This window comes from Stenotrophomonas maltophilia group sp. LNF247, assembly GCF_054083135.1.
Window position 1 is genome coordinate 234,484 of record NZ_JBSRQL010000003.1, and the last position, 16,531, is coordinate 251,014.

Genomic DNA, 16,531 nt, shown 5'->3' on the forward strand with positions numbered 1-16,531 from the left:
CGTGCTGGCCCGCGTGTCCAACATCGAGGCGTTCCGGAAGTGGCGTGACGCCGACGACCAGCCGGTGGCAGACCTGGTGCGCTACATCACCGTAGATCAGCCCACCAAGGCGATGCTGGCCGGTACCGCGTTCCACGATGCTCTGGAACACGCGGGGCCGGGCGACTACGACGTGCTGCAGGCGATGGACCACACGTTCCACCTGCCGGACTGCGAGCTGGTACTGCCGACGATCCGCGAGGTTCGCGCCTATGGCGAGTATGGCGGCCTGACCGTGACCGGCAAGGTGGATTGCCTCGACGGCAAGCGCGTGGACGACCACAAGACCACCAGCCGGTTCGATGCCGAGCGGTATCTGGCCGGCTACCAGTGGCGGTACTACTTGGACCTGTTCGGCGCCGACGTCTTCCGCTGGAACGTGTTCGAACTGAAGGAGGTGGGCGAACTGGAGTACCGCGTCTCGGCACCGCAGCTGCTGGAGGTCACCCGCTACCCCGGCCTCCACGACGACTGCATGCAGCTGGCGCTCGACTACCTGGCATTCGCCGAGGAACACCTCCCTGCCAACTATCGCGATGAGGTGGCCGCATGAAGGGCCTGAACTACGTCTACCCGCACCGGGGAACGATCCGTGGTGGCAAGGCCAAGGCGGCGCTCTTCGCCCGAGTGGTCGAGGGCAAGAGCTACACCATGCGCCAGATCGCCGAGCAGCTGGGCGTTTCGCTCACCACCGCCGACAGCCGGGTGAAGCGCGGCCCCTACCCGCTCACCTGGGAGAACCTGATGAAGGCTCGCCTGCCATGAAGGCCTGCACGAAGTGCGCGGCCCGGCTGCCGCTGCGGTTCTTCCCCCTTGATCAACGGCAAGCACACCGCCGCGTGCGCGCCCTGCCGGAACACCGAGCGCCGCCTGCATGACCCGCTGCGCCCCCTGCGCCGCGATCCGCTCCAGGTGCGCCTGAACAACCTCACCAACCTGTGGCACGGGCCAGTGCGCCGCGTGCCGCTTCGGAGCCACGCATGACCACGGAACGTCTGACGGCCGCGATGGCCGAGAACATCACCCGCTCGAAGGATCCGGCCTTCGCTGTCGACACCATCCTGAAAGGGATAAGGGCCGCTGCAGTGAACGGGAAGCGCGAGTACATCACCCGCGAGTACGGCTTCGGCGACGGCTCCTGCTACACCGCCGAAGACAACTACCCGGCGCTGTGCAAGGCGATCCTCAAAGAACTGCGCGACCTTGGGTACAAGGCCGATATTGGCTCCAGCTGTGGCCAGTTCGTGGACGTGTGGCTGTTCGTGCGCTGGGGTGACCAGCCATGACCCACCACCGCTACGACCGCCGGCTGCCGAAGCGCACCGAGGGCTTCGCCTGGGGCCGGTCCATCGACAAGGTGCTGGGCGGCCACGTCCTCACCTACCGCCTGTTCCGCCGTGACCTGGCCGGAAAGCTGCACATCGAGACGCGGACGTTCCAGCTCAACGACCACCGCCGGCACATCGCGCTGCAGCTGCTGATCGCACGCCGCCAGCTGCGCGAACGCGTCGACGCCATCGGCTATGCCCTGATCGAGGTCGAGGCAGCACCGGCGACCCTGGTCACCGTGCGCCCCGGTGGGCGTGTGCAGCTGCCGCGGGTGGCAGCCCATGGCTGACCAGCTGCACACCACAGGTTCTACGAGCGCGCCTTCAGCGCTTGGAAGCGAGGCCCGCCACGTGTCGCTCAACCGCAGCCATTCCGAGCTGCATAGCGTCGCCCTTGCTCCTGATCACGCCCTCGGATCGCAACTCAACAGCGATGCCGTCGACTTCGGCTGTGTACGAGAAAACGTCGCCTGCGCTGCTCGTGATGGTCAGCACGAAATGGTAGCCATCGTGGAAACCGCGCAGGGTTCGATGAAAGCCACGAGTAGTCATGGGCGGGGCGCGGTAGGGGACGTCGTGCACTGTACAGCTGAATGCGGCAAGTCGTCAGCATCGAGTGTGGCGGCTGACCAGCTGCTCACCGCTGCAATGGTCCACGTGTTCGCCCTGGCCGGGTTTGCGGCCGGCATCGCCACCCTGTGGGCGATCAGCCGCGCATGCCGCGCCGCGCGCAATGGGCTGCGCTGGTGCTGGCGGAGGTGCGCTCATGGCTGAGGCAATCGACCACCGCGAGGTCGGCCGGCAGTTGGCCAGCATGTCCGGGGTAGACCTCGACTCGGCTCGGCCGGCGACCGTGCGCACCTGGGAGGCACGGGGCCTGGCCCTGCAGGCGCTGGCGCACGGCGACATGGCCGAGGCGCAGAAAGTCATGAATCACGCGAAGGGAGGCACCCCATGAAGGCTATCGATCTGTTCGCCGGCGGTGGCGGATTTACTGAAGGCGCCGAGCAGGCTGGCTGCGAAGTGGTGTGGGCCGCGAACCACTGGCCCGCAGCCGTCGAGACGCATGCGGCGAACCACCCGCGCGCCCAGCACGTCTGCCAGGATCTGCAGCAGGCCGACTGGACGCAGCTCCCCGACTTCGATCTGCTGCTGGCTTCGCCTGCATGCCAGGGCCACACACCGGCCCGCGGCAAGGAACGCCCGCACCATGACGCCACGCGCTCGACCGCATGGGCCGTTGTGTCGGCGCTGGAATGCAAGTCGCCCGAGGCCGCCCTGGTCGAGAACGTTCCGGCCTTCCTGAAGTGGAAGCTTTTCCCGGCATGGTGCGCCGCGGTCACTGCGCTGGGCTACGCAGTCAGCCCGCACCTGTTGGATGCCGCCGACTTCGGCGTCCCGCAGCACCGCGTCCGCATTTTCATCGTGCTCACCAAGAGCAAGCATCCGCTGGAGCTGACGCTGCCGAAGATGCCGCATGTTCCTGCGAGCAGCTTCATCGACTTCGACGCCGGCACTTGGACGCCCGTTGAACGGCCTGGCCGCGCCGCGGCAACCATCGCCCGGGTGCGCGCAGGCCGCGCGGCATTCGGCGATCGCTTCGTGGCGCCCTACTTCGGCACCGGCTCCGGCCTGACTGGTCGATCGCTGGACCGCCCTATCGGCACGATCACCACCCGTGACCGCTGGAGCATCATCGACGGCGACCGCATGCGCATGGTGTCGGTCGAGGAATCCAAGATCGCCATGGGCTTCCCGAAGCACTACCTGCTGCCCACGAACAAGAAGGACGGCATGCAGATGATGGGCAACGCGGTGTGCCCGCCAAAGGCCTGTGAAGTCATTCAGGCACTGAGGGCCGCCGCATGAACACCGCCACCGAGCAGCTGCGCGCTGCGCTGGCCACGAACTGAAGGAGACCAGCATGCAACTGATGACCCCCGAGCGGTGGCTGGACCGCTACTTCGAGGAAGGCAGCCGCCCGTCCATGCAGGTACTGCAGCGGCTGATGCGCGAGGGCAAGCTGCCCGGCCGCAAGGTCGGCGGCGCCTGGTACATCGACGAACACGAGTGGCTGGCCGGCGGCGACGACCTGATCGCGCGCGTCCTGGCCGGTGCGGCGTAACCTGCCATGATGGGACGTGTCCGCAAGCCCGGCCGCCGTGACTGGCCGCAGAACCTGTATGCCCACCGGGACGGTTTCAAGTACCGGCACCCGATCACGCGCAAAGAGCATTCGATGGGCAAGGACAAGGCCAAGGCCTTCGCCGCGGCCAAGAAGCTCAACGCCATGCTGATGCCCAGCAACGACTTGGTATCGAAGGTGCTGACGCCCGGCGAGACGGTTGCCGATGCGATCGTTGTGTTCCGCCGCGATGACGTGCCCGGCAGGAAGTGGGCGCCGAAGACGGCCGAGGTCTACGAAAGCGTGATCCGCCGCATCGAGGCCGGGCTGGGCTCGAAGCCGGTAGCCGAGGTGACGGTGAAGGTGTGCGCCACCTTCATCCGCGAGGTGACCGAATCCGACCGTGCGCGGCAGCAGTTCCGGCTGGTGCTGGGCTGGATCCTGGCCTGCGCCGTGGAGGAAGGCTGGATCGATACCAACCCCGCGCTGGCGACTCGCCGGTTCCAGCACGAGCGGAAGCGCGTGCGCCTGACCTTGGACGTGTACCGGGCCATATGGGACCAGGCCGCGCCGTGGCTGCGCAACGCGATGGACCTGTCGTTGGTGACGCTGCTGCGCCGCGAGGACGTGGTGACGGTGAAGTTCGCCGACGTGCGCGACGGCCACCTGTGGGTGGTGCCTTCGAAAACCGAGGGCTCGACGAACGTTCGGCTACAGATCGCCGTGGCCGGGCCCCTGGTCGACCTGCTGGCCCGGTGCCGCGATGACGTGGTTTCGCCGTTCGTCATCCACCGGCTGCCGGAGAAAGCCAGGCCCAGCGACAAGCGCGCAAAGGACCGAGCGCACCACACGCAGGTTTTGCCCGAGCAGCTGTCGCGTGCGTTCGCAAAGGCGCGCGATGCTGCCGGCGTTGGCGGCGAAGCGCCGCCAACTTTCCATGAGATCCGCAGCCTGGGTGGCGCGCTGCTGCGCGATGCGGGCTGGACCACGGAACAGATTCAAGCGCTGATGGGGCACGGCAACGCGTCGATGACCGAGCATTACCTGGGTGGCCACGAAGCGCCGTGGCAGTCGGTTACCACGGGTATCGCGCTGCCGCGATAGTGGTGGAATAGTGGACACGTAGTGACCACAACGAAAAAGGGCCTGCACCGTATGGCGCAAGCCCTTGTTCTATCGCTGCTTTTGGTCGGGACGGCCGGATTCGAACCGACGACCCTCTGCCCCCCAGGCAGATGCGCTACCAGGCTGCGCTACGCCCCGACTGATGCTGCGATGTGCCCGCCAGTGCGGCGGGCCGTGAAGTATAGCGGATTACGATGGAAATGGGATCAGCGGCGCAACAACTGCAGCACTTCTTCCAGTTCCATGCGCACCTGCTTGATGATCTGGTTGCTCAGCGCCGATTCCTCGCGGGCATCGGGGCCGTCCAGACGCAGGCGTGCACCACCGATGGTGTAGCCCTGTTCGTACAGCAGGCTGCGGATCTGCCGGACCATCAGCACGTCGTGGCGCTGGTAGTAGCGGCGGTTGCCTCGGCGCTTGGCCGGCTCAAGGCTGGGAAACTCGGTTTCCCAGTAGCGCAGGACGTGCGGCTTGACGTCGCACAGCTCGCTGACTTCACCGATGGTGAAGTAGCGCTTGGCCGGAATCGGCGGTAGTTCGCGGTTACTGCCCGGATCCAGCATAAGCTTCCACCCTCTCCTTGAGCTTCTGGCCCGGACGGAAGGTGACCACCGTACGGGCGGAAATCGGAATTTCCTCGCCGGTCTTGGGGTTGCGACCCGGGCGCTGGTTCTTGCGCCGCAGATCGAAATTACCGAAGCCCGACAGCTTCACCTGACGTCCCTGTTCCAATGCTTCACGCAGCACATCGAAAAACGCGTCGACGAATTCCTTGGCTTCCCGCTTGTTCAGACCGACTTCGTCGAACAGCTTTTCCGCCATCTCCGCCTTGGTCAATGCCATTGCCTGCTACCCCCGAGTGCTGCCCGCTCAGCCGCGGATCCGGGCGTGGTGTTCACGCTCGATGGCAGTGACCGCCTCGGCCACCACCGCTTCCACGTCGCGGTCCGTCAGAGTGCGCGACTTGTCCTGCAAAATCAAGCCCATAGCGAGACTCTTGAATCCCGGCTCGACGCCCTGGCCGACATAGCGGTCGAACAGGTTCAGGTCGCGCAGCAACGGGCCGGCGGCCTGGCGGACGGTCGCCGCCAGATCGGCCCAGGCCACCTGTTCAGGCACCAGGAATGCCAGGTCGCGGCGCACCGCCGGGAAGCGCGACAGTTCGCCGGCACGCGGCAGGCGGCGGGCGGTCAGCGGTTCCAGGTCCAGTTCGAAGGCGTAGACGTCGGCTTCGATGTCCATCGCCCTGGCCAGGCGCGGGTGAACCTGGCCGATCCAGCCGATCGCCACGCCATCGCGCAACACCTCGGCCGAACGCGCCGGGTGGCCGTAGGCGCGGATGGACGGACGGAACTCCAGCTGCGCGCCACTGGCGGCCGCCAGCGATTCGAGGTCACCCTTCAGGTCATGGAAATCGACCTTGCGGGTCGGCAGGCCCCACTGCACCGCCTGCGCATCACCGCAGACCGCAGCGGCCACGCGCGGGGTTTCCAGCGGTGCCGGCTGGCTTTCGCCAAGCGACGCATCTCCGGCCTGCTGGGCGAACACCCGACCCAGTTCGAACAGGCGCACGCGGCCGAGCTGGCGAGCGGCATTGCGGCCCAGGGTGGCAACCAGGCCCGGCAGCAGCGACGGGCGCATCACCGCCAGTTCGGCCGACAGCGGGTTGGCCAGCGGCACCAGGGCGTCGCGCAGCTGCCACTGGGCCAGCAGTGCGTCGTCGACGAAGGCGAAATTGACGGTTTCCTGCAGGTCGCGAGCGATCAGCTGGCGGCGCACGCTCAGCGCGTCCAGCTGGGTCTCGCTCGGCATCGCCACGCGCGAGGCACCGCCCGGCAGCGTGGTCGGGATCTGCTCGTAACCGTGGATGCGGGCCAGTTCTTCGATCAGGTCCTCTTCGATGGCGATATCGAAGCGGCGGCTCGGCGCGGTGACCTGCCAGCCGTCGGCGGTGGCGGCCACGTCCATGCCCAGCGCACGCAGGATGCGCTCGACTTCGGCATCGTCAATGGTGATGCCAAGCACGCGGGTGATGCGCGTGCGGCGCAGCACGATCGTGGCCGGCTGCGGCAGATCGGCCTCGCGCACAGCTTCGGTGACCGGCGCCGGGGTACCGCCGGCCAGGTCCAGCACCAGGCGGGTGGCGTACTCGATCGCGGTACGCGGCAGTGCCGGATCGACACCGCGCTCGAAGCGGTGGCCGGCATCGGTGTGCAGGCCCAGCTTGCGGCCACGGCCCATGATCGCGGCCGGCGCGAAGTGCGCGGCCTCCAGGAACACGGCGGTGGTCGCGTCGGTGACACGGGTGTCGAAGCCGCCCATCAGGCCGGCCAGGCCGACCGCACGATCGGCATCGGTGACCAGCAGGAAGCTGTCGTCCAGCGCGGCATCGCGGCCGTCCAGCAGCTTCAGCGTCTCGCCCGCGCGCGAACGGCGCACGGCAATGCTGCCCTGCAGGGTGGCCAGGTCGTAGGCATGCATTGGCTGGCCCAGTTCCAGCATCACGTACTGGGTGATGTCGACCAGCAGCGAGACCGGGCGCACGCCACTGCGGCGCAGGCGCTCGGCCATCCACAGTGGGGTCTTGGCGGCAGCGTTGACGCCCTCGATCACACGGCCCAGATAACGCGGCGCTTCGGCGCCAGCGTCGAGCTGGATGGCCAGCTCACGGCTGCCGGCAGCCGGAATGGCGTCGGCGGCGAAATCCAGCACTTCACTGCGGGTAGCGGCGGCGACGTCGTAGGCGATGCCGCGCAGGCTGAAGCAATCGGCGCGGTTCGGGGTCAGCTTGATTTCGATACTGGCGTCCGGCAGGCCCAGGTACTCGACCAGGGCCTGGCCGACCGGGGCGTCATCGGGCAGTTCCAGCAGTCCGGAGGCATCGTTGTCCAGGCCCAGCTCCTTGGCCGAGCACAGCATGCCGTTGGACTCGACGCCACGCAGCTTGGCCGGCTTGATCTTCAGCTCGCCGATCTGCGCACCGACCATCGCCAGTGGCGCGACCAGGCCCGCGCGGGCGTTCGGCGCACCGCAGACGATCTGCAGCAGCTCGCCCTGCCCGGCATCGACCTTGCACACCTGCAGGCGATCGGCTTCCGGGTGGCGCGCGGCCTCGACGATGCGTGCCACGACCACGTGGTCGAGGCCTTCGCCCAGCGCGGATACTTCTTCCACTTCCAGGCCGATGGCGGTCAGCACCGCGCTCAGCTCATCGCGCGAGGCGGAGGTCGGGACGTGGCTGCGCAGCCAGTTTTCGGAGAATTTCATGGTGTCACCCTGGTGGGAGGCGTGCCTCCCGTTGCGGTTTTTGTGGTCGCCCAGCGCATGCGCAAGGAGGCGTCCATCCAGAAAGGCAGCCGAGCATGGCCCGGCTCTACATGGTTGCGGCTTACGCGAACTGCTTCAGGAACCGCACATCGTTCTCGAAGAACGCGCGCAGGTCGTTGACGCCGTAGCGCAGCATCGCGAAACGCTCCACGCCCATGCCGAAGGCAAAGCCGGTGTAACGCTCCGGATCGATGCCGACATTGCGCAGCACGTTCGGATGCACCATGCCGCAGCCGAGCACTTCCAGCCAGCGGGTGCTGCCATCGGGCTGCTGCCAGGCGATGTCCACTTCCGCACCCGGTTCGACGAACGGGAAGTAGCTGGGACGGAAGCGCATCTCGAAATCGCGTTCGAAGAACGCGCGCACGAATTCCGCCAGCGTGCCCTTCAGGTCGGCGAAGGTCGAGTGCTCGTCCACCAGCAGGCCTTCGACCTGATGGAACATCGGCGAATGGGTCTGGTCGCTGTCGCTGCGGTACACCTTGCCGGCAGCGATCATGCGCAGCGGCGGCGCGTGGTCGCCCATGTAGCGCACCTGCACACCGGAGGTATGCGTGCGCAGCAGGCGGCCGTCGCCGAAGTAGAAGGTGTCGTGCATGGCGCGCGCCGGGTGGTGCGGCGGGAAATTCAGCGCCTCGAAATTGTGCCAGTCATCCTCGATCTCCGGCCCTTCCGACAGCTCGTAGCCCAGCCGGCCGAAAATACCGGTGATGCGTTCCAGGGTACGGGTGATCGGATGCAGGCCAGCACGGTCGCCATTGCGGCCCGGCAGGGTGATGTCGATGGCTTCGGCAGCCAGCCGCGCGTCCAGTGCGGCGTCTTCCAGCAGCGCCTTGCGCTCGGCCAGCGCACGGGTCAGTGTGTCGCGGGCCTGGTTGATCGCTTCACCGGCGGCCTTGCGCTCCTCGGCCGGCAGGGTACCGAGCTGCTTGAGCTGCGAGGTGATGCTGCCGCTCTTGCCAAGCAGGGCCACGCGCAGCTGTTCCAGCACGTCAGGGCTCTGTGCGGCGGCCACATCGGCCAGCGCCTGGGTGGTGAGGGATTGGATGTCGCTCATGGGGGGCCGGAACTCCAGTCGATCTGCCATCGCGATGCGCGAAGGGCCGACCCCTGTCGCCACCGCCGTCCCCGCGCTGCCGCTGTGGCCGCACCGGGACCCAAAAAAGAATGGGGAAGGACTTGCGCCCTTCCCCATGCATTGCCTTGACCTGACACCGTTCCGAGTGAACGGTTACGGCATCGGGAAGGACTTATGCCGCCAGCGCGCCCTTGGCCTTTTCGGCCAGCGCGGCAAAACCGGCTGCGTCGTGCACGGCGATGTCAGCCAGGACCTTGCGATCCAGGGTGATGCCGGCCTTCAGCAGGCCGTTCATGAAGCGGCTGTAGCTCAGGCCGTTGATGCGGGCAGCCGCATTGATGCGGGTGATCCACAGCGAACGGAAGTTGCGCTTCTTCTGCTTACGGCCGATGTAGGCGTACTGCTGTGCCTTGATGACCGCCTGCTTGGCAACGCGGAAGACCTTGCGACGGGCGTTGTAGTAGCCCTTGGCGAGATCCAGAATCTTCTTGTGGCGGCGACGCGCCTGTACGCCACGCTTAACTCGTGCCATTTTTCAGTTCCTCAGAGGTAAGGGAGCATGCGGTCCAGACGGCCTGCGTCTTCTGCACGGACATGGCCCGTCTGACGCAGATTACGCTTACGCTTGGTCGCTTTCTTCGTGAGGATGTGGCTACGGTTGGCGTGGCCGCACTTGTACTTGCCCGAGGCGGTCTTGCGGAAACGCTTGGCCGCTGCCCGGTTGGTCTTGATCTTGGGCATTGCAATGTCCTTGATGGGATTTGACCCTGGTTTCTGACTGATCTGGCGGCGGCCTGGGCCGCTCTTTCCGTCCTGCCATGATCGGCGTACGACCCGTCCTGGGTGGGTCGAGCCGGGCATGATACAGGCAAAACGGCCCTGCCACCAGCCCCTGCCCGCCTTTCATCCGCAACCCGCCGGCCCGCCACAAAAGCAAAGGGACGCCAGCGGCGCCCCCTTACCCTGAACCATTCAGCCAGGCGCCCCGAAAGGCAGCCCGTCAGGCCTCAGGTCTTCTTCTTCGGCGCGATCATCATGACCATCTGACGCCCTTCCAGGCGCGGACGGGATTCAATGACGATGTCCTCGCCCAGATCGGCCTCGATCCGGTTGGCCATTTCGCGGCCCAGCTCCTGGTGGCTCATTTCACGGCCACGGAAGCGGATGTTGACCTTGATCTTGTCACCATCTTCGAGGAACCCGCGCATCTTGCGCAGCTTGATCTGGTAGTCGCCCTCGTCCGTGACCGGACGGAACTTCACTTCCTTGATCTCGACCTGCTTGGTCTTCTTCTTGGCCTCGCTGGCCTTCTTCTGCGCTTCGAACTTGAACTTGCCGAAGTCCATGATCTTGCAGACCGGCGGATCGGCCTGCGGCTGGATTTCGACCAGGTCCAGACCTTCATCTTCGGCCATGGACAGCGCTTCGTCGCGCGACAACACGCCGATCATTTCTCCGTCACTGCCGATCACGCGGACGCGCGGCACACGGATTTCCTGATTCTTGCGGTTCTGTTTGTTGTCAGGGGTGCTGATATTACGTTCTCCCAAGGGTATCGAACCGGCCCGGGTGCCTGTGCCCCCGGACCGGACCTTTGCTTACGCGCCCTCGGCGTGGAGCCGCTCGATGAAGGCCTGCAGGCTCATGCTGCCCAGGTCTTCGCCAGAACGCGTACGCACCGCCACAGCCCCATTTTCCTTCTCGCGGTCACCGATGACCAGCAGGTAGGGCACGCGCTGCAACGTATGCTCGCGGATTTTATAGCCGATCTTCTCGTTACGCAAATCCGAGCTGACGCGGAAGCCTTGCTCCGCAAGGGTTTTGGTCACGCCCGAGACATAGTCGGCCTGGGCGTCGGTGATGTTGGCCACCACCACCTGGGTCGGCGCCAGCCAAGCCGGGAACTGGCCGGCATGGTGCTCGATCAGGATGCCCAGGAAACGCTCCATCGAGCCGACGATGGCCCGGTGCAGCATCACCGGGTGCTTCTTCTGGCTGTTCTCGTCCACGTACTCGGCGCCCAGGCGGCCGGGCATCATGAAGTCGACCTGCATCGTGCCCAGCTGCCAGGTACGGCCGATGGCATCCTTCAGGTGGTACTCGATCTTCGGGCCGTAGAAGGCGCCCTCGCCCGGCAGCTCCTGCCATTCCACGCCACAGGCGGTCAGTGCCGAGCGCAGCGCGCCTTCGGCCTTGTCCCAGGTGGCGTCGTCACCCAGGCGCGATTCCGGGCGCAGCGCGATCTTGATCTGGATCTCGTCGAAGCCGAAGTGCTGGTAGACCGCCAGCGCCTGCTGGTGGAAGGCAGTCACTTCCGACTCGATCTGGTTTTCCGTGCAGAACACGTGGCCGTCGTCCTGGGTGAAGCCACGCACGCGCAGGATGCCGTGCAGCGCGCCGGACGGCTCGTTGCGGTGGCACGACCCGAACTCGCCGTAGCGGATCGGCAGGTCGCGGTAGCTGTGCAGGCCCTGGTTGAACACCTGGATGTGGCCCGGGCAGTTCATCGGCTTGACCGCGTAAGTGCGTTTCTCCGATTCGGTGAAGAACATGTTGTCCTGGTAGTTGTCCCAGTGGCCGGACTTCTTCCACAGGCTCACGTCCAGAATCTGCGGGCAACGCACTTCGCCATAGCCGCTGTTGCGGTAGACCTTGCGCATGTACTGCTCCACCACCTGCCACAGCGCCCAGCCCTTCGGGTGCCAGAACACCAGGCCCGGGGCTTCTTCCTGCAGGTGGAACAGGTCCTGCTGCTTGCCGATGCGGCGGTGGTCGCGCATTTCGGCTTCTTCGATGCGCTTGATGTACGCCTCCAGCTGCTTCTTGTCGGCCCAGGCGGTGCCGTAGATGCGCTGCAGCTGCTCGTTCTGCGCGTCACCGCGCCAGTAGGCGCCGGAGATGCGGGTCAGCTTGAAGGCCTTCAGGAAGCGCGTGTTCGGCACGTGCGGGCCGCGGCACATGTCCACGTATTCCTGGTGGTAGTACATGCCCATCGCCTGGATGTCGTCGGCCATGTCCTCGATCAGGCGCAGCTTGTAGTCCTCGCCACGGGCCTTGAAGATCTCGACCACTTCGGCGCGCGGCGTCATCTTCTTGATGACGTCGTAGTCCTGGGCGATCAGTTCACCCATGCGCTTCTCGATCGCGGCCATGTCGTCCGGGGTGAACGGGCGCTCGGAATAGATGTCGTAGTAGAAGCCTTCGGCGATCACCGGACCGATCACCATCTTCACATCCGGGTACAGCTGCTTGACGGCGTGGCCGACCAGGTGGGCGCAGGAGTGGCGGATGATCTCCACGCCCTCCTCGTCCTTGGCGGTGATGATGCGCAGGCTGGCGTCGTGGTCGATGACGTCGCTGGCATCGACCAGCACGCCATCCACGGCACCGGCGATGGTGGCCTTGGCCAGGCCGGCGCCGATCGACTGGGCAACCTCCATGACGCTCACAGGGTTTTCGAATTCGCGGCGGCTGCCGTCGGGAAGGGTAATGTTGATCATCGCAGTGGCTTCGTGCGGGGCCCGCCGGGCGGGCTGGAAAGCGTTCCCGGGCCGTTGCCCGGGCAATAAAAAAGCGCCGCGAGGGCGCCTGGAACGCAGGGCCTTCGGGGGCAGGTCAACAGTGGGCGGTGGTAGTGCTCATGTCGCACGCTCGGCCGGCGCTGGGCGCGGGCCACCTTGTTCCAGTCAGGGGTTCTGCGATGATCTTAAACCAGCGCACCGGAAAGCCCAAGGGCCACCGTACGGCCCGCTGAATGAGCCGCGCTGGCGGCGTGAAAACGCAATGATTACCATGTGCGCGCAGCCCGCCCCGTGCCAGCCTGCCCGCTTTCCCCCAGGACCTCGTGATGCGCCACCCGCTTCGACCGGCTGCCGCCGGCCCCGCCCGTGCCCCGCGTTCGCCGACCCGCCGCCGCGCAGGCTGCCCGCGATGATCACCGTCGGCCTCTCCACGCTGGGTTTCTGCAGCCTGGGCATGCTGGCGGCGATGTTCTCGGCACTGGCCTTCTATGCGGCCTCGCCCCACTGCCGCTGGCCGCGCCTGCGCCGCGCCGGCCGCCTGGGCCGCCAGATCGGCCTGGTCGCCGCTGCCGCCGCGCTGTGGCTGTGGATGGCCGAGCTCGGCTTTGCCGCCGGCCTGGTGGCGATGTTGTGCACCTGGATGCTCGCGGCGATGCTGCTGCCGGCGCTGGCCGCCTGGCACCGACCGGGCACGGAGTTGCCCTGATGTGGGCGCGCGCCTTCGCCGGCATCATCGTCGGCTTCCTGCTTGCAGCCGCCGTTACCGGCCTGCTGGCCTGGCTTCCGCCGGGCCCTTGGCAGCGAGCGCTGGTACCTACCCTGATCGCCTTCATCCCGCTGTGGATGCTGGCCGCCCTGTGGGCGTTCAGCTTCCGCAGCGCGCTGCGCGCCTGGCTGGTGCTGGGCGGCAGCGCCGCCACCGGCTTCGTCGTGCTCGGGCTGCTGCGCCTGACCGGCGCGGTGCAATGAGATCCACGCCATGAAGTTCAGTTCGCAGACCCTGCGCACGTTCACCACCCTGCACACCTGGGTCGGCCTGGCGGCCGGCTTCGGCCTGTTCGTGGCTTTCTACGCAGGCTCGCTGACCCTGTTCCACCATGACCTGCCGCAGTGGCAGACACCGGGCGCCGCCACGGCACTCCCGGCCAGCCTGGATGACGCCCAGTACCTGCTGGAGGACGTGCTGGCGGCGCATCCGGAAGCGCGCCGCCACGTCGGCATGACCTTCCCCGGCACCGAACACCCGCAGCCTCTGGCCTACTGGCAGGCCGATGACGGCAGCTGGCGCTATGCCTGGCCCGGCCAGATCGCCGGCAGCCCCACACCACCGCAGACCGGACTGGCCGAACTGGTCAACGAGCTCCATTACAGCCTCGGCCTGCCCGTGGCCGGGATCTACGTGATGGGCATTGTCAGCCTGCTGTACGGGATGGCACTGCTCAGCGGCCTGGTGATCCATCTGCCGAAGCTGCTCGGCGACCTGTTCGCGCTGCGTCCGGGGCGCAACCTGAAGCAGCTGTGGCAGGACGCGCACAACGTGGTCGGTGTGCTCAGCCTGCCCTTCCACCTGATGTTCGCGGTCACCGGCGCCCTGCTCTGCCTGGTGTTCGTGCAGATGGCCCTGCTCAACCCGCTGATCTACGACGGCAAAGCGCTGCAGGCAGTACCGACTGCGATGGACACCGCGCCGGTGCGAAATGCCAGTGGCATCCCGGCACCGCCGGGCAGCCTGCGCGTGCTGCATGCGCGCGCACTTGAAGTGGCCCGCGCACAGGGCGTGGCCAACTTCGAACCGGCCTATCTGAAGCTGGCCAATGGCGGCGATGCCAACGCGACGATCGAGATCACCGGCGAGGCCAGTGGCACCCTCGGCCCGCTTGGTGCCGTGGCATTGGACGTCGCCACCGGCAATCTGCTCGCGTCGCAGCTGCCGGGCCAGCGCGACGCCAACCACGCCACGCTCAGCGCCGCCTACGCGTTGCACTTCGGCGAATTCGGCAATGGCGTGGTGGTCTGGCTGTACTTCCTGCTCGGACTCGGCGGTGCGTTCCTGTTCTACTCCGGCAACCTGCTGTGGATCGAGTCGCGGCGCAAGCGTCGCCAGCCGCAACAGCCACGTGCCGGTGTGAACATGGCGCGGGCCACGGTCGGCGTGTGCATCGGCCTGTGCGTGGCGATCTCGATCGCGTTCGGCACCGCACTGGTGCTGGAGCGGCTGGCACCGTCGGCGGTCGACCACGGCATCCGCTGGGCCTGCTTCGGCAGTTGGGCGGCCTGCGCGCTATGGGCCGCGCTGCGCCGCCCGGCGCAGGCGGCACGCGAACTGCTGTGGGCGGCGGCGGTCAGTACCGCGCTGGTGCCGGTGCTGCACGGCGCACTCAATGGTGACTGGCTGTGGCGCGCCGCCGCAGGGGGGCACTGGCCGCTGTTCTGGGTCGATGCCATCGCGCTGGCGATGGCCTTCGGCTTCGCGCGTCTGGCCGTGGCCAGCCAACGCCGCGCCCGCAACGGCGATCCCAACAGCGTCTGGGCCGATTGAGCCTTCGCCGGGCATGGCCCGGTGCTACTGGAAGTCGGCTTGGCATGGGCAACGACGTACACCGCAGTGTGTGTATCAGATCGGTGACGTTGCGGCATGGGCCCAGCACGACGCGCCACCCGACACTCAATCGCCGATGCGCGCCTTCTGCCAGGGGCCCAGCATGGCATTGAGCAGGCTGGCCTGTTCGTCATCGCCGGTCAGTTCCCACATGAACACCCCGGCCAGGCCCTGCTCACGGGCGAACTGCGCACGCAGCCCGATCGAGCGCGGGTCTTCATAGCTGATGAAGATCTTCTGCGCGGCGTTGTACAGCCACGGGCTCTGCGCCTGCGGCTGCCAGTGTTTCGTCCAACCCGGCTGGTCGAGATAGCGCGCCTTGATCACCCGCCAGTCGCCCGCATCGGCCGGTGCGCTGTAGGGCTGGTACAGCCCATCCGGGGCGTCGCCGGTGACCTTGAAGCCGCGCCCGTAGAACGGTACGCCCAGCACAAGCTTCCCGGCCGGCACGCCGTGCTCGCGGTAGAACTGCACCGCGCCGGCCACGTTGTTCCAGCGCCGCAGCTCCGGCGCCAGCGGATCGGCCGGCACTTCATGCAGAGGCGCATTGAAGGTCGACACCGAGGAGAAGCCGGTGCCCATGTCGTAGCTCATCAGGTTGATGAAATCGAACACCTTGGCCAGCGCCGGCAGGTCGTAGCTCGCCGCCGGATCGTAGGGGCCATCGGTCTGCAGGCGACCGGCGGCCAGCGCGGCGGTCAGCAGCATCGGCTGTCCCATCTTGCGACCGCGCGCATCGAGTGCCACGCGGAACGCCTGCGCGAGCCGGGTCAGGTTGGCGCGGTCCTGCGGGCGGTGCGCCAGCTCCTTCGGGCCACCACTGACCGGGAACTCCCAGTCGATATCCACGCCATCAAAGCTGCCGGCGTGACGATCAAAGAACAGCGCCATGCACGAATCGACCAACCGCTTGCGGCTGGCCTCGCTCAGCGAAGCATCGGAGAACCCACCCGCACCCCAGCCACCGATCGAAATCAGCGTGCGCAGGTGCGGATGCGCCTTCTTGAGTTCGGCCAGTGCGGCGAAATTCTTCGGCGCTTCCGCACCGATCGTGCAGCGCCCGTCCTCGATGGTGGAGAACGCATAGAACAGATGTGTCAGGCGCTCGGCTGGAATGCTCGAGACCGGATAGCGTTCGGCCGAGCCGCCCGGGTAGTAGGCGCCGAAGATCGGCGGCTGCGCGGGCGCCGCGTGCGCGGCGATGGGCAAGACACCGGCAATCAGCACGGCAAGGACGGCCACGGTCTGGCGGAACATGGAGATCTCCCGGTTCGAAGGCGCCGCCACGTTAGCAAACCGATGGGGCTGCGGTACGGGTATCGCGGCATGTCGTCCCATGGACAGGCGCGATCCGTACAACCGAGACAGAACGATGGCCGCGTGGCGGCG

The 16,531-nt window shown here is 66.8% G+C and carries 22 protein-coding genes and 1 tRNA gene; 13 read left to right on the forward strand and 10 right to left on the reverse strand.

What is annotated here, in order from left to right; genetic code table 11:
• Position 1 precedes the first annotated feature (1 nt).
• The 10 genes from ACTXG9_RS04845 to ACTXG9_RS04890 are packed head-to-tail and all read left to right on the forward strand — an operon-like array spanning position 2 to position 4,596.
• Positions 2–592 carry a hypothetical protein gene (locus ACTXG9_RS04845; protein ID WP_456115532.1) on the forward strand — a complete coding sequence of 197 codons (591 nt, stop codon included), beginning with the start codon at positions 2–4 and terminating at the stop codon, positions 590–592.
• The gene (locus tag ACTXG9_RS04850) at positions 589–804 is read left to right on the forward strand and encodes a sigma-70 region 4 domain-containing protein (protein ID WP_456115531.1); all 216 of its coding nucleotides are present in this window, start codon (positions 589–591) and stop codon (positions 802–804) included. The genes ACTXG9_RS04845 and ACTXG9_RS04850 overlap by 4 nt, the downstream gene beginning before the upstream one ends.
• 48 nt (positions 805–852) lie before the next feature.
• Positions 853–1,023 (forward strand): hypothetical protein, encoded by a 171-nt coding sequence (locus tag ACTXG9_RS04855; RefSeq protein WP_456115530.1) that lies wholly within the window; start codon positions 853–855, stop codon positions 1,021–1,023.
• The gene (locus ACTXG9_RS04860) at positions 1,020–1,325 is read left to right on the forward strand and encodes a hypothetical protein (RefSeq protein WP_456115529.1); all 306 of its coding nucleotides are present in this window, start codon (positions 1,020–1,022) and stop codon (positions 1,323–1,325) included. The genes ACTXG9_RS04855 and ACTXG9_RS04860 overlap by 4 nt, the downstream gene beginning before the upstream one ends.
• Complete coding sequence (locus ACTXG9_RS04865) at positions 1,322–1,657, forward strand: hypothetical protein (protein WP_456115528.1); 336 nt, start codon at positions 1,322–1,324, stop codon at positions 1,655–1,657. Before ACTXG9_RS04860 ends, ACTXG9_RS04865 begins: the two co-directional genes overlap by 4 nt.
• Positions 1,650–2,141 (forward strand): hypothetical protein, encoded by a 492-nt coding sequence (locus ACTXG9_RS04870; RefSeq protein ID WP_456115527.1) that lies wholly within the window; start codon positions 1,650–1,652, stop codon positions 2,139–2,141. The genes ACTXG9_RS04865 and ACTXG9_RS04870 overlap by 8 nt, the downstream gene beginning before the upstream one ends.
• Complete coding sequence (locus ACTXG9_RS04875; protein ID WP_456115526.1) at positions 2,134–2,325, forward strand: hypothetical protein; 192 nt, start codon at positions 2,134–2,136, stop codon at positions 2,323–2,325. The genes ACTXG9_RS04870 and ACTXG9_RS04875 overlap by 8 nt, the downstream gene beginning before the upstream one ends.
• Positions 2,322–3,236, forward strand: a complete 915-nt coding sequence (locus ACTXG9_RS04880) for a DNA cytosine methyltransferase (RefSeq protein ID WP_317614164.1) — start codon at positions 2,322–2,324, stop codon at positions 3,234–3,236. Before ACTXG9_RS04875 ends, ACTXG9_RS04880 begins: the two co-directional genes overlap by 4 nt.
• 55 nt (positions 3,237–3,291) lie before the next feature.
• Positions 3,292–3,492, forward strand: coding sequence for a MerR family transcriptional regulator (locus ACTXG9_RS04885; protein ID WP_111172936.1), 201 nt, complete (start codon positions 3,292–3,294; stop codon positions 3,490–3,492).
• Between the two features lie 9 nt (positions 3,493–3,501).
• On the forward strand, positions 3,502–4,596 hold the full coding sequence (locus ACTXG9_RS04890; protein WP_457654777.1) for a tyrosine-type recombinase/integrase: 1,095 nt from the start codon (positions 3,502–3,504) through the stop codon (positions 4,594–4,596).
• A gap of 82 nt (positions 4,597–4,678) precedes the next feature.
• Here the strand turns inward: ACTXG9_RS04890 and ACTXG9_RS04895 are convergent.
• The 9 genes from ACTXG9_RS04895 to thrS form a co-directional block, all read right to left on the reverse strand.
• A tRNA-Pro gene (locus ACTXG9_RS04895) sits at positions 4,679–4,755 on the reverse strand.
• Positions 4,756–4,823: 68 nt separating this feature from the next.
• Complete coding sequence (locus ACTXG9_RS04900; RefSeq protein WP_005410431.1) at positions 4,824–5,180, reverse strand: MerR family transcriptional regulator; 357 nt, start codon at positions 5,178–5,180, stop codon at positions 4,824–4,826.
• A complete protein-coding gene (locus tag ACTXG9_RS04905; protein ID WP_005410432.1) occupies positions 5,161–5,460 on the reverse strand; it encodes an integration host factor subunit alpha in 300 nt (99 codons plus the stop codon). Before ACTXG9_RS04905 ends, ACTXG9_RS04900 begins: the two co-directional genes overlap by 20 nt.
• A gap of 27 nt (positions 5,461–5,487) precedes the next feature.
• Positions 5,488–7,884 carry a phenylalanine--tRNA ligase subunit beta gene (pheT, locus tag ACTXG9_RS04910; RefSeq protein WP_456115524.1) on the reverse strand — a complete coding sequence of 799 codons (2,397 nt, stop codon included), beginning with the start codon at positions 7,882–7,884 and terminating at the stop codon, positions 5,488–5,490.
• Between the two features lie 121 nt (positions 7,885–8,005).
• The gene (gene pheS, locus ACTXG9_RS04915) at positions 8,006–9,001 is read right to left on the reverse strand and encodes a phenylalanine--tRNA ligase subunit alpha (protein ID WP_021202188.1); all 996 of its coding nucleotides are present in this window, start codon (positions 8,999–9,001) and stop codon (positions 8,006–8,008) included.
• A gap of 193 nt (positions 9,002–9,194) precedes the next feature.
• Positions 9,195–9,554: a 50S ribosomal protein L20 gene (rplT, locus tag ACTXG9_RS04920; RefSeq protein WP_005410435.1), complete on the reverse strand. Its 360-nt coding sequence runs from the start codon at positions 9,552–9,554 to the stop codon at positions 9,195–9,197.
• Positions 9,555–9,565: 11 nt separating this feature from the next.
• Complete coding sequence (rpmI, locus tag ACTXG9_RS04925) at positions 9,566–9,763, reverse strand: 50S ribosomal protein L35 (RefSeq protein ID WP_005410436.1); 198 nt, start codon at positions 9,761–9,763, stop codon at positions 9,566–9,568.
• A 266-nt stretch (positions 9,764–10,029) separates the two neighbouring features.
• A complete protein-coding gene (gene infC / locus ACTXG9_RS04930) occupies positions 10,030–10,572 on the reverse strand; it encodes a translation initiation factor IF-3 (RefSeq protein ID WP_019660568.1) in 543 nt (180 codons plus the stop codon).
• A 48-nt stretch (positions 10,573–10,620) separates the two neighbouring features.
• Positions 10,621–12,522 (reverse strand): threonine--tRNA ligase, encoded by a 1,902-nt coding sequence (gene thrS, locus ACTXG9_RS04935; protein ID WP_058979607.1) that lies wholly within the window; start codon positions 12,520–12,522, stop codon positions 10,621–10,623.
• Between the two features lie 430 nt (positions 12,523–12,952).
• On the opposite strand from thrS, the gene ACTXG9_RS04940 reads away from it, so the two are divergent.
• Genes ACTXG9_RS04940 through ACTXG9_RS04950 form a run of 3 tightly spaced genes read left to right on the forward strand, consistent with a single transcriptional unit; the run spans position 12,953 to position 15,082 of the window.
• Positions 12,953–13,249, forward strand: coding sequence for a hypothetical protein (locus tag ACTXG9_RS04940; RefSeq protein WP_021202190.1), 297 nt, complete (start codon positions 12,953–12,955; stop codon positions 13,247–13,249).
• Complete coding sequence (locus ACTXG9_RS04945; RefSeq protein WP_111097927.1) at positions 13,249–13,512, forward strand: hypothetical protein; 264 nt, start codon at positions 13,249–13,251, stop codon at positions 13,510–13,512. The genes ACTXG9_RS04940 and ACTXG9_RS04945 overlap by 1 nt, the downstream gene beginning before the upstream one ends.
• A gap of 10 nt (positions 13,513–13,522) precedes the next feature.
• Complete coding sequence (locus ACTXG9_RS04950; protein WP_111097926.1) at positions 13,523–15,082, forward strand: PepSY-associated TM helix domain-containing protein; 1,560 nt, start codon at positions 13,523–13,525, stop codon at positions 15,080–15,082.
• A gap of 126 nt (positions 15,083–15,208) precedes the next feature.
• Here the strand turns inward: ACTXG9_RS04950 and ACTXG9_RS04955 are convergent, their stop codons facing one another.
• On the reverse strand, positions 15,209–16,399 hold the full coding sequence (locus tag ACTXG9_RS04955; RefSeq protein ID WP_111097925.1) for a glycoside hydrolase family 18 protein: 1,191 nt from the start codon (positions 16,397–16,399) through the stop codon (positions 15,209–15,211).
• Positions 16,400–16,531 lie beyond the last annotated feature (132 nt).

Excerpts from the sequence above, each read along its gene's own strand:
- ACTXG9_RS04850 (WP_456115531.1), top strand. The coding sequence starts at position 589 with ATGAAGGGCCTGAACTACGTCTACCCGCACCGGGGAACGATCCGTGGT.
- ACTXG9_RS04860 (WP_456115529.1), top strand. The coding sequence starts at position 1,020 with ATGACCACGGAACGTCTGACGGCCGCGATGGCCGAGAACATCACCCGC.
- ACTXG9_RS04865 (WP_456115528.1), top strand. The coding sequence starts at position 1,322 with ATGACCCACCACCGCTACGACCGCCGGCTGCCGAAGCGCACCGAGGGC.
- ACTXG9_RS04870 (WP_456115527.1), top strand. The coding sequence starts at position 1,650 with ATGGCTGACCAGCTGCACACCACAGGTTCTACGAGCGCGCCTTCAGCG.
- ACTXG9_RS04875 (WP_456115526.1), top strand. The coding sequence starts at position 2,134 with ATGGCTGAGGCAATCGACCACCGCGAGGTCGGCCGGCAGTTGGCCAGC.
- ACTXG9_RS04880 (WP_317614164.1), top strand. The coding sequence starts at position 2,322 with ATGAAGGCTATCGATCTGTTCGCCGGCGGTGGCGGATTTACTGAAGGC.
- ACTXG9_RS04885 (WP_111172936.1), top strand. The coding sequence starts at position 3,292 with ATGCAACTGATGACCCCCGAGCGGTGGCTGGACCGCTACTTCGAGGAA.
- ACTXG9_RS04890 (WP_457654777.1), top strand. The coding sequence starts at position 3,502 with ATGGGACGTGTCCGCAAGCCCGGCCGCCGTGACTGGCCGCAGAACCTG.
- ACTXG9_RS04900 (WP_005410431.1), bottom strand. The coding sequence starts at position 5,180 with ATGCTGGATCCGGGCAGTAACCGCGAACTACCGCCGATTCCGGCCAAG.
- ACTXG9_RS04905 (WP_005410432.1), bottom strand. The coding sequence starts at position 5,460 with ATGGCATTGACCAAGGCGGAGATGGCGGAAAAGCTGTTCGACGAAGTC.
- pheT (WP_456115524.1), bottom strand. The coding sequence starts at position 7,884 with ATGAAATTCTCCGAAAACTGGCTGCGCAGCCACGTCCCGACCTCCGCC.
- pheS (WP_021202188.1), bottom strand. The coding sequence starts at position 9,001 with ATGAGCGACATCCAATCCCTCACCACCCAGGCGCTGGCCGATGTGGCC.
- rplT (WP_005410435.1), bottom strand. The coding sequence starts at position 9,554 with ATGGCACGAGTTAAGCGTGGCGTACAGGCGCGTCGCCGCCACAAGAAG.
- rpmI (WP_005410436.1), bottom strand. The coding sequence starts at position 9,763 with ATGCCCAAGATCAAGACCAACCGGGCAGCGGCCAAGCGTTTCCGCAAG.
- thrS (WP_058979607.1), bottom strand. The coding sequence starts at position 12,522 with ATGATCAACATTACCCTTCCCGACGGCAGCCGCCGCGAATTCGAAAAC.
- ACTXG9_RS04940 (WP_021202190.1), top strand. The coding sequence starts at position 12,953 with ATGATCACCGTCGGCCTCTCCACGCTGGGTTTCTGCAGCCTGGGCATG.
- ACTXG9_RS04945 (WP_111097927.1), top strand. The coding sequence starts at position 13,249 with ATGTGGGCGCGCGCCTTCGCCGGCATCATCGTCGGCTTCCTGCTTGCA.
- ACTXG9_RS04950 (WP_111097926.1), top strand. The coding sequence starts at position 13,523 with ATGAAGTTCAGTTCGCAGACCCTGCGCACGTTCACCACCCTGCACACC.
- ACTXG9_RS04955 (WP_111097925.1), bottom strand. The coding sequence starts at position 16,399 with ATGTTCCGCCAGACCGTGGCCGTCCTTGCCGTGCTGATTGCCGGTGTC.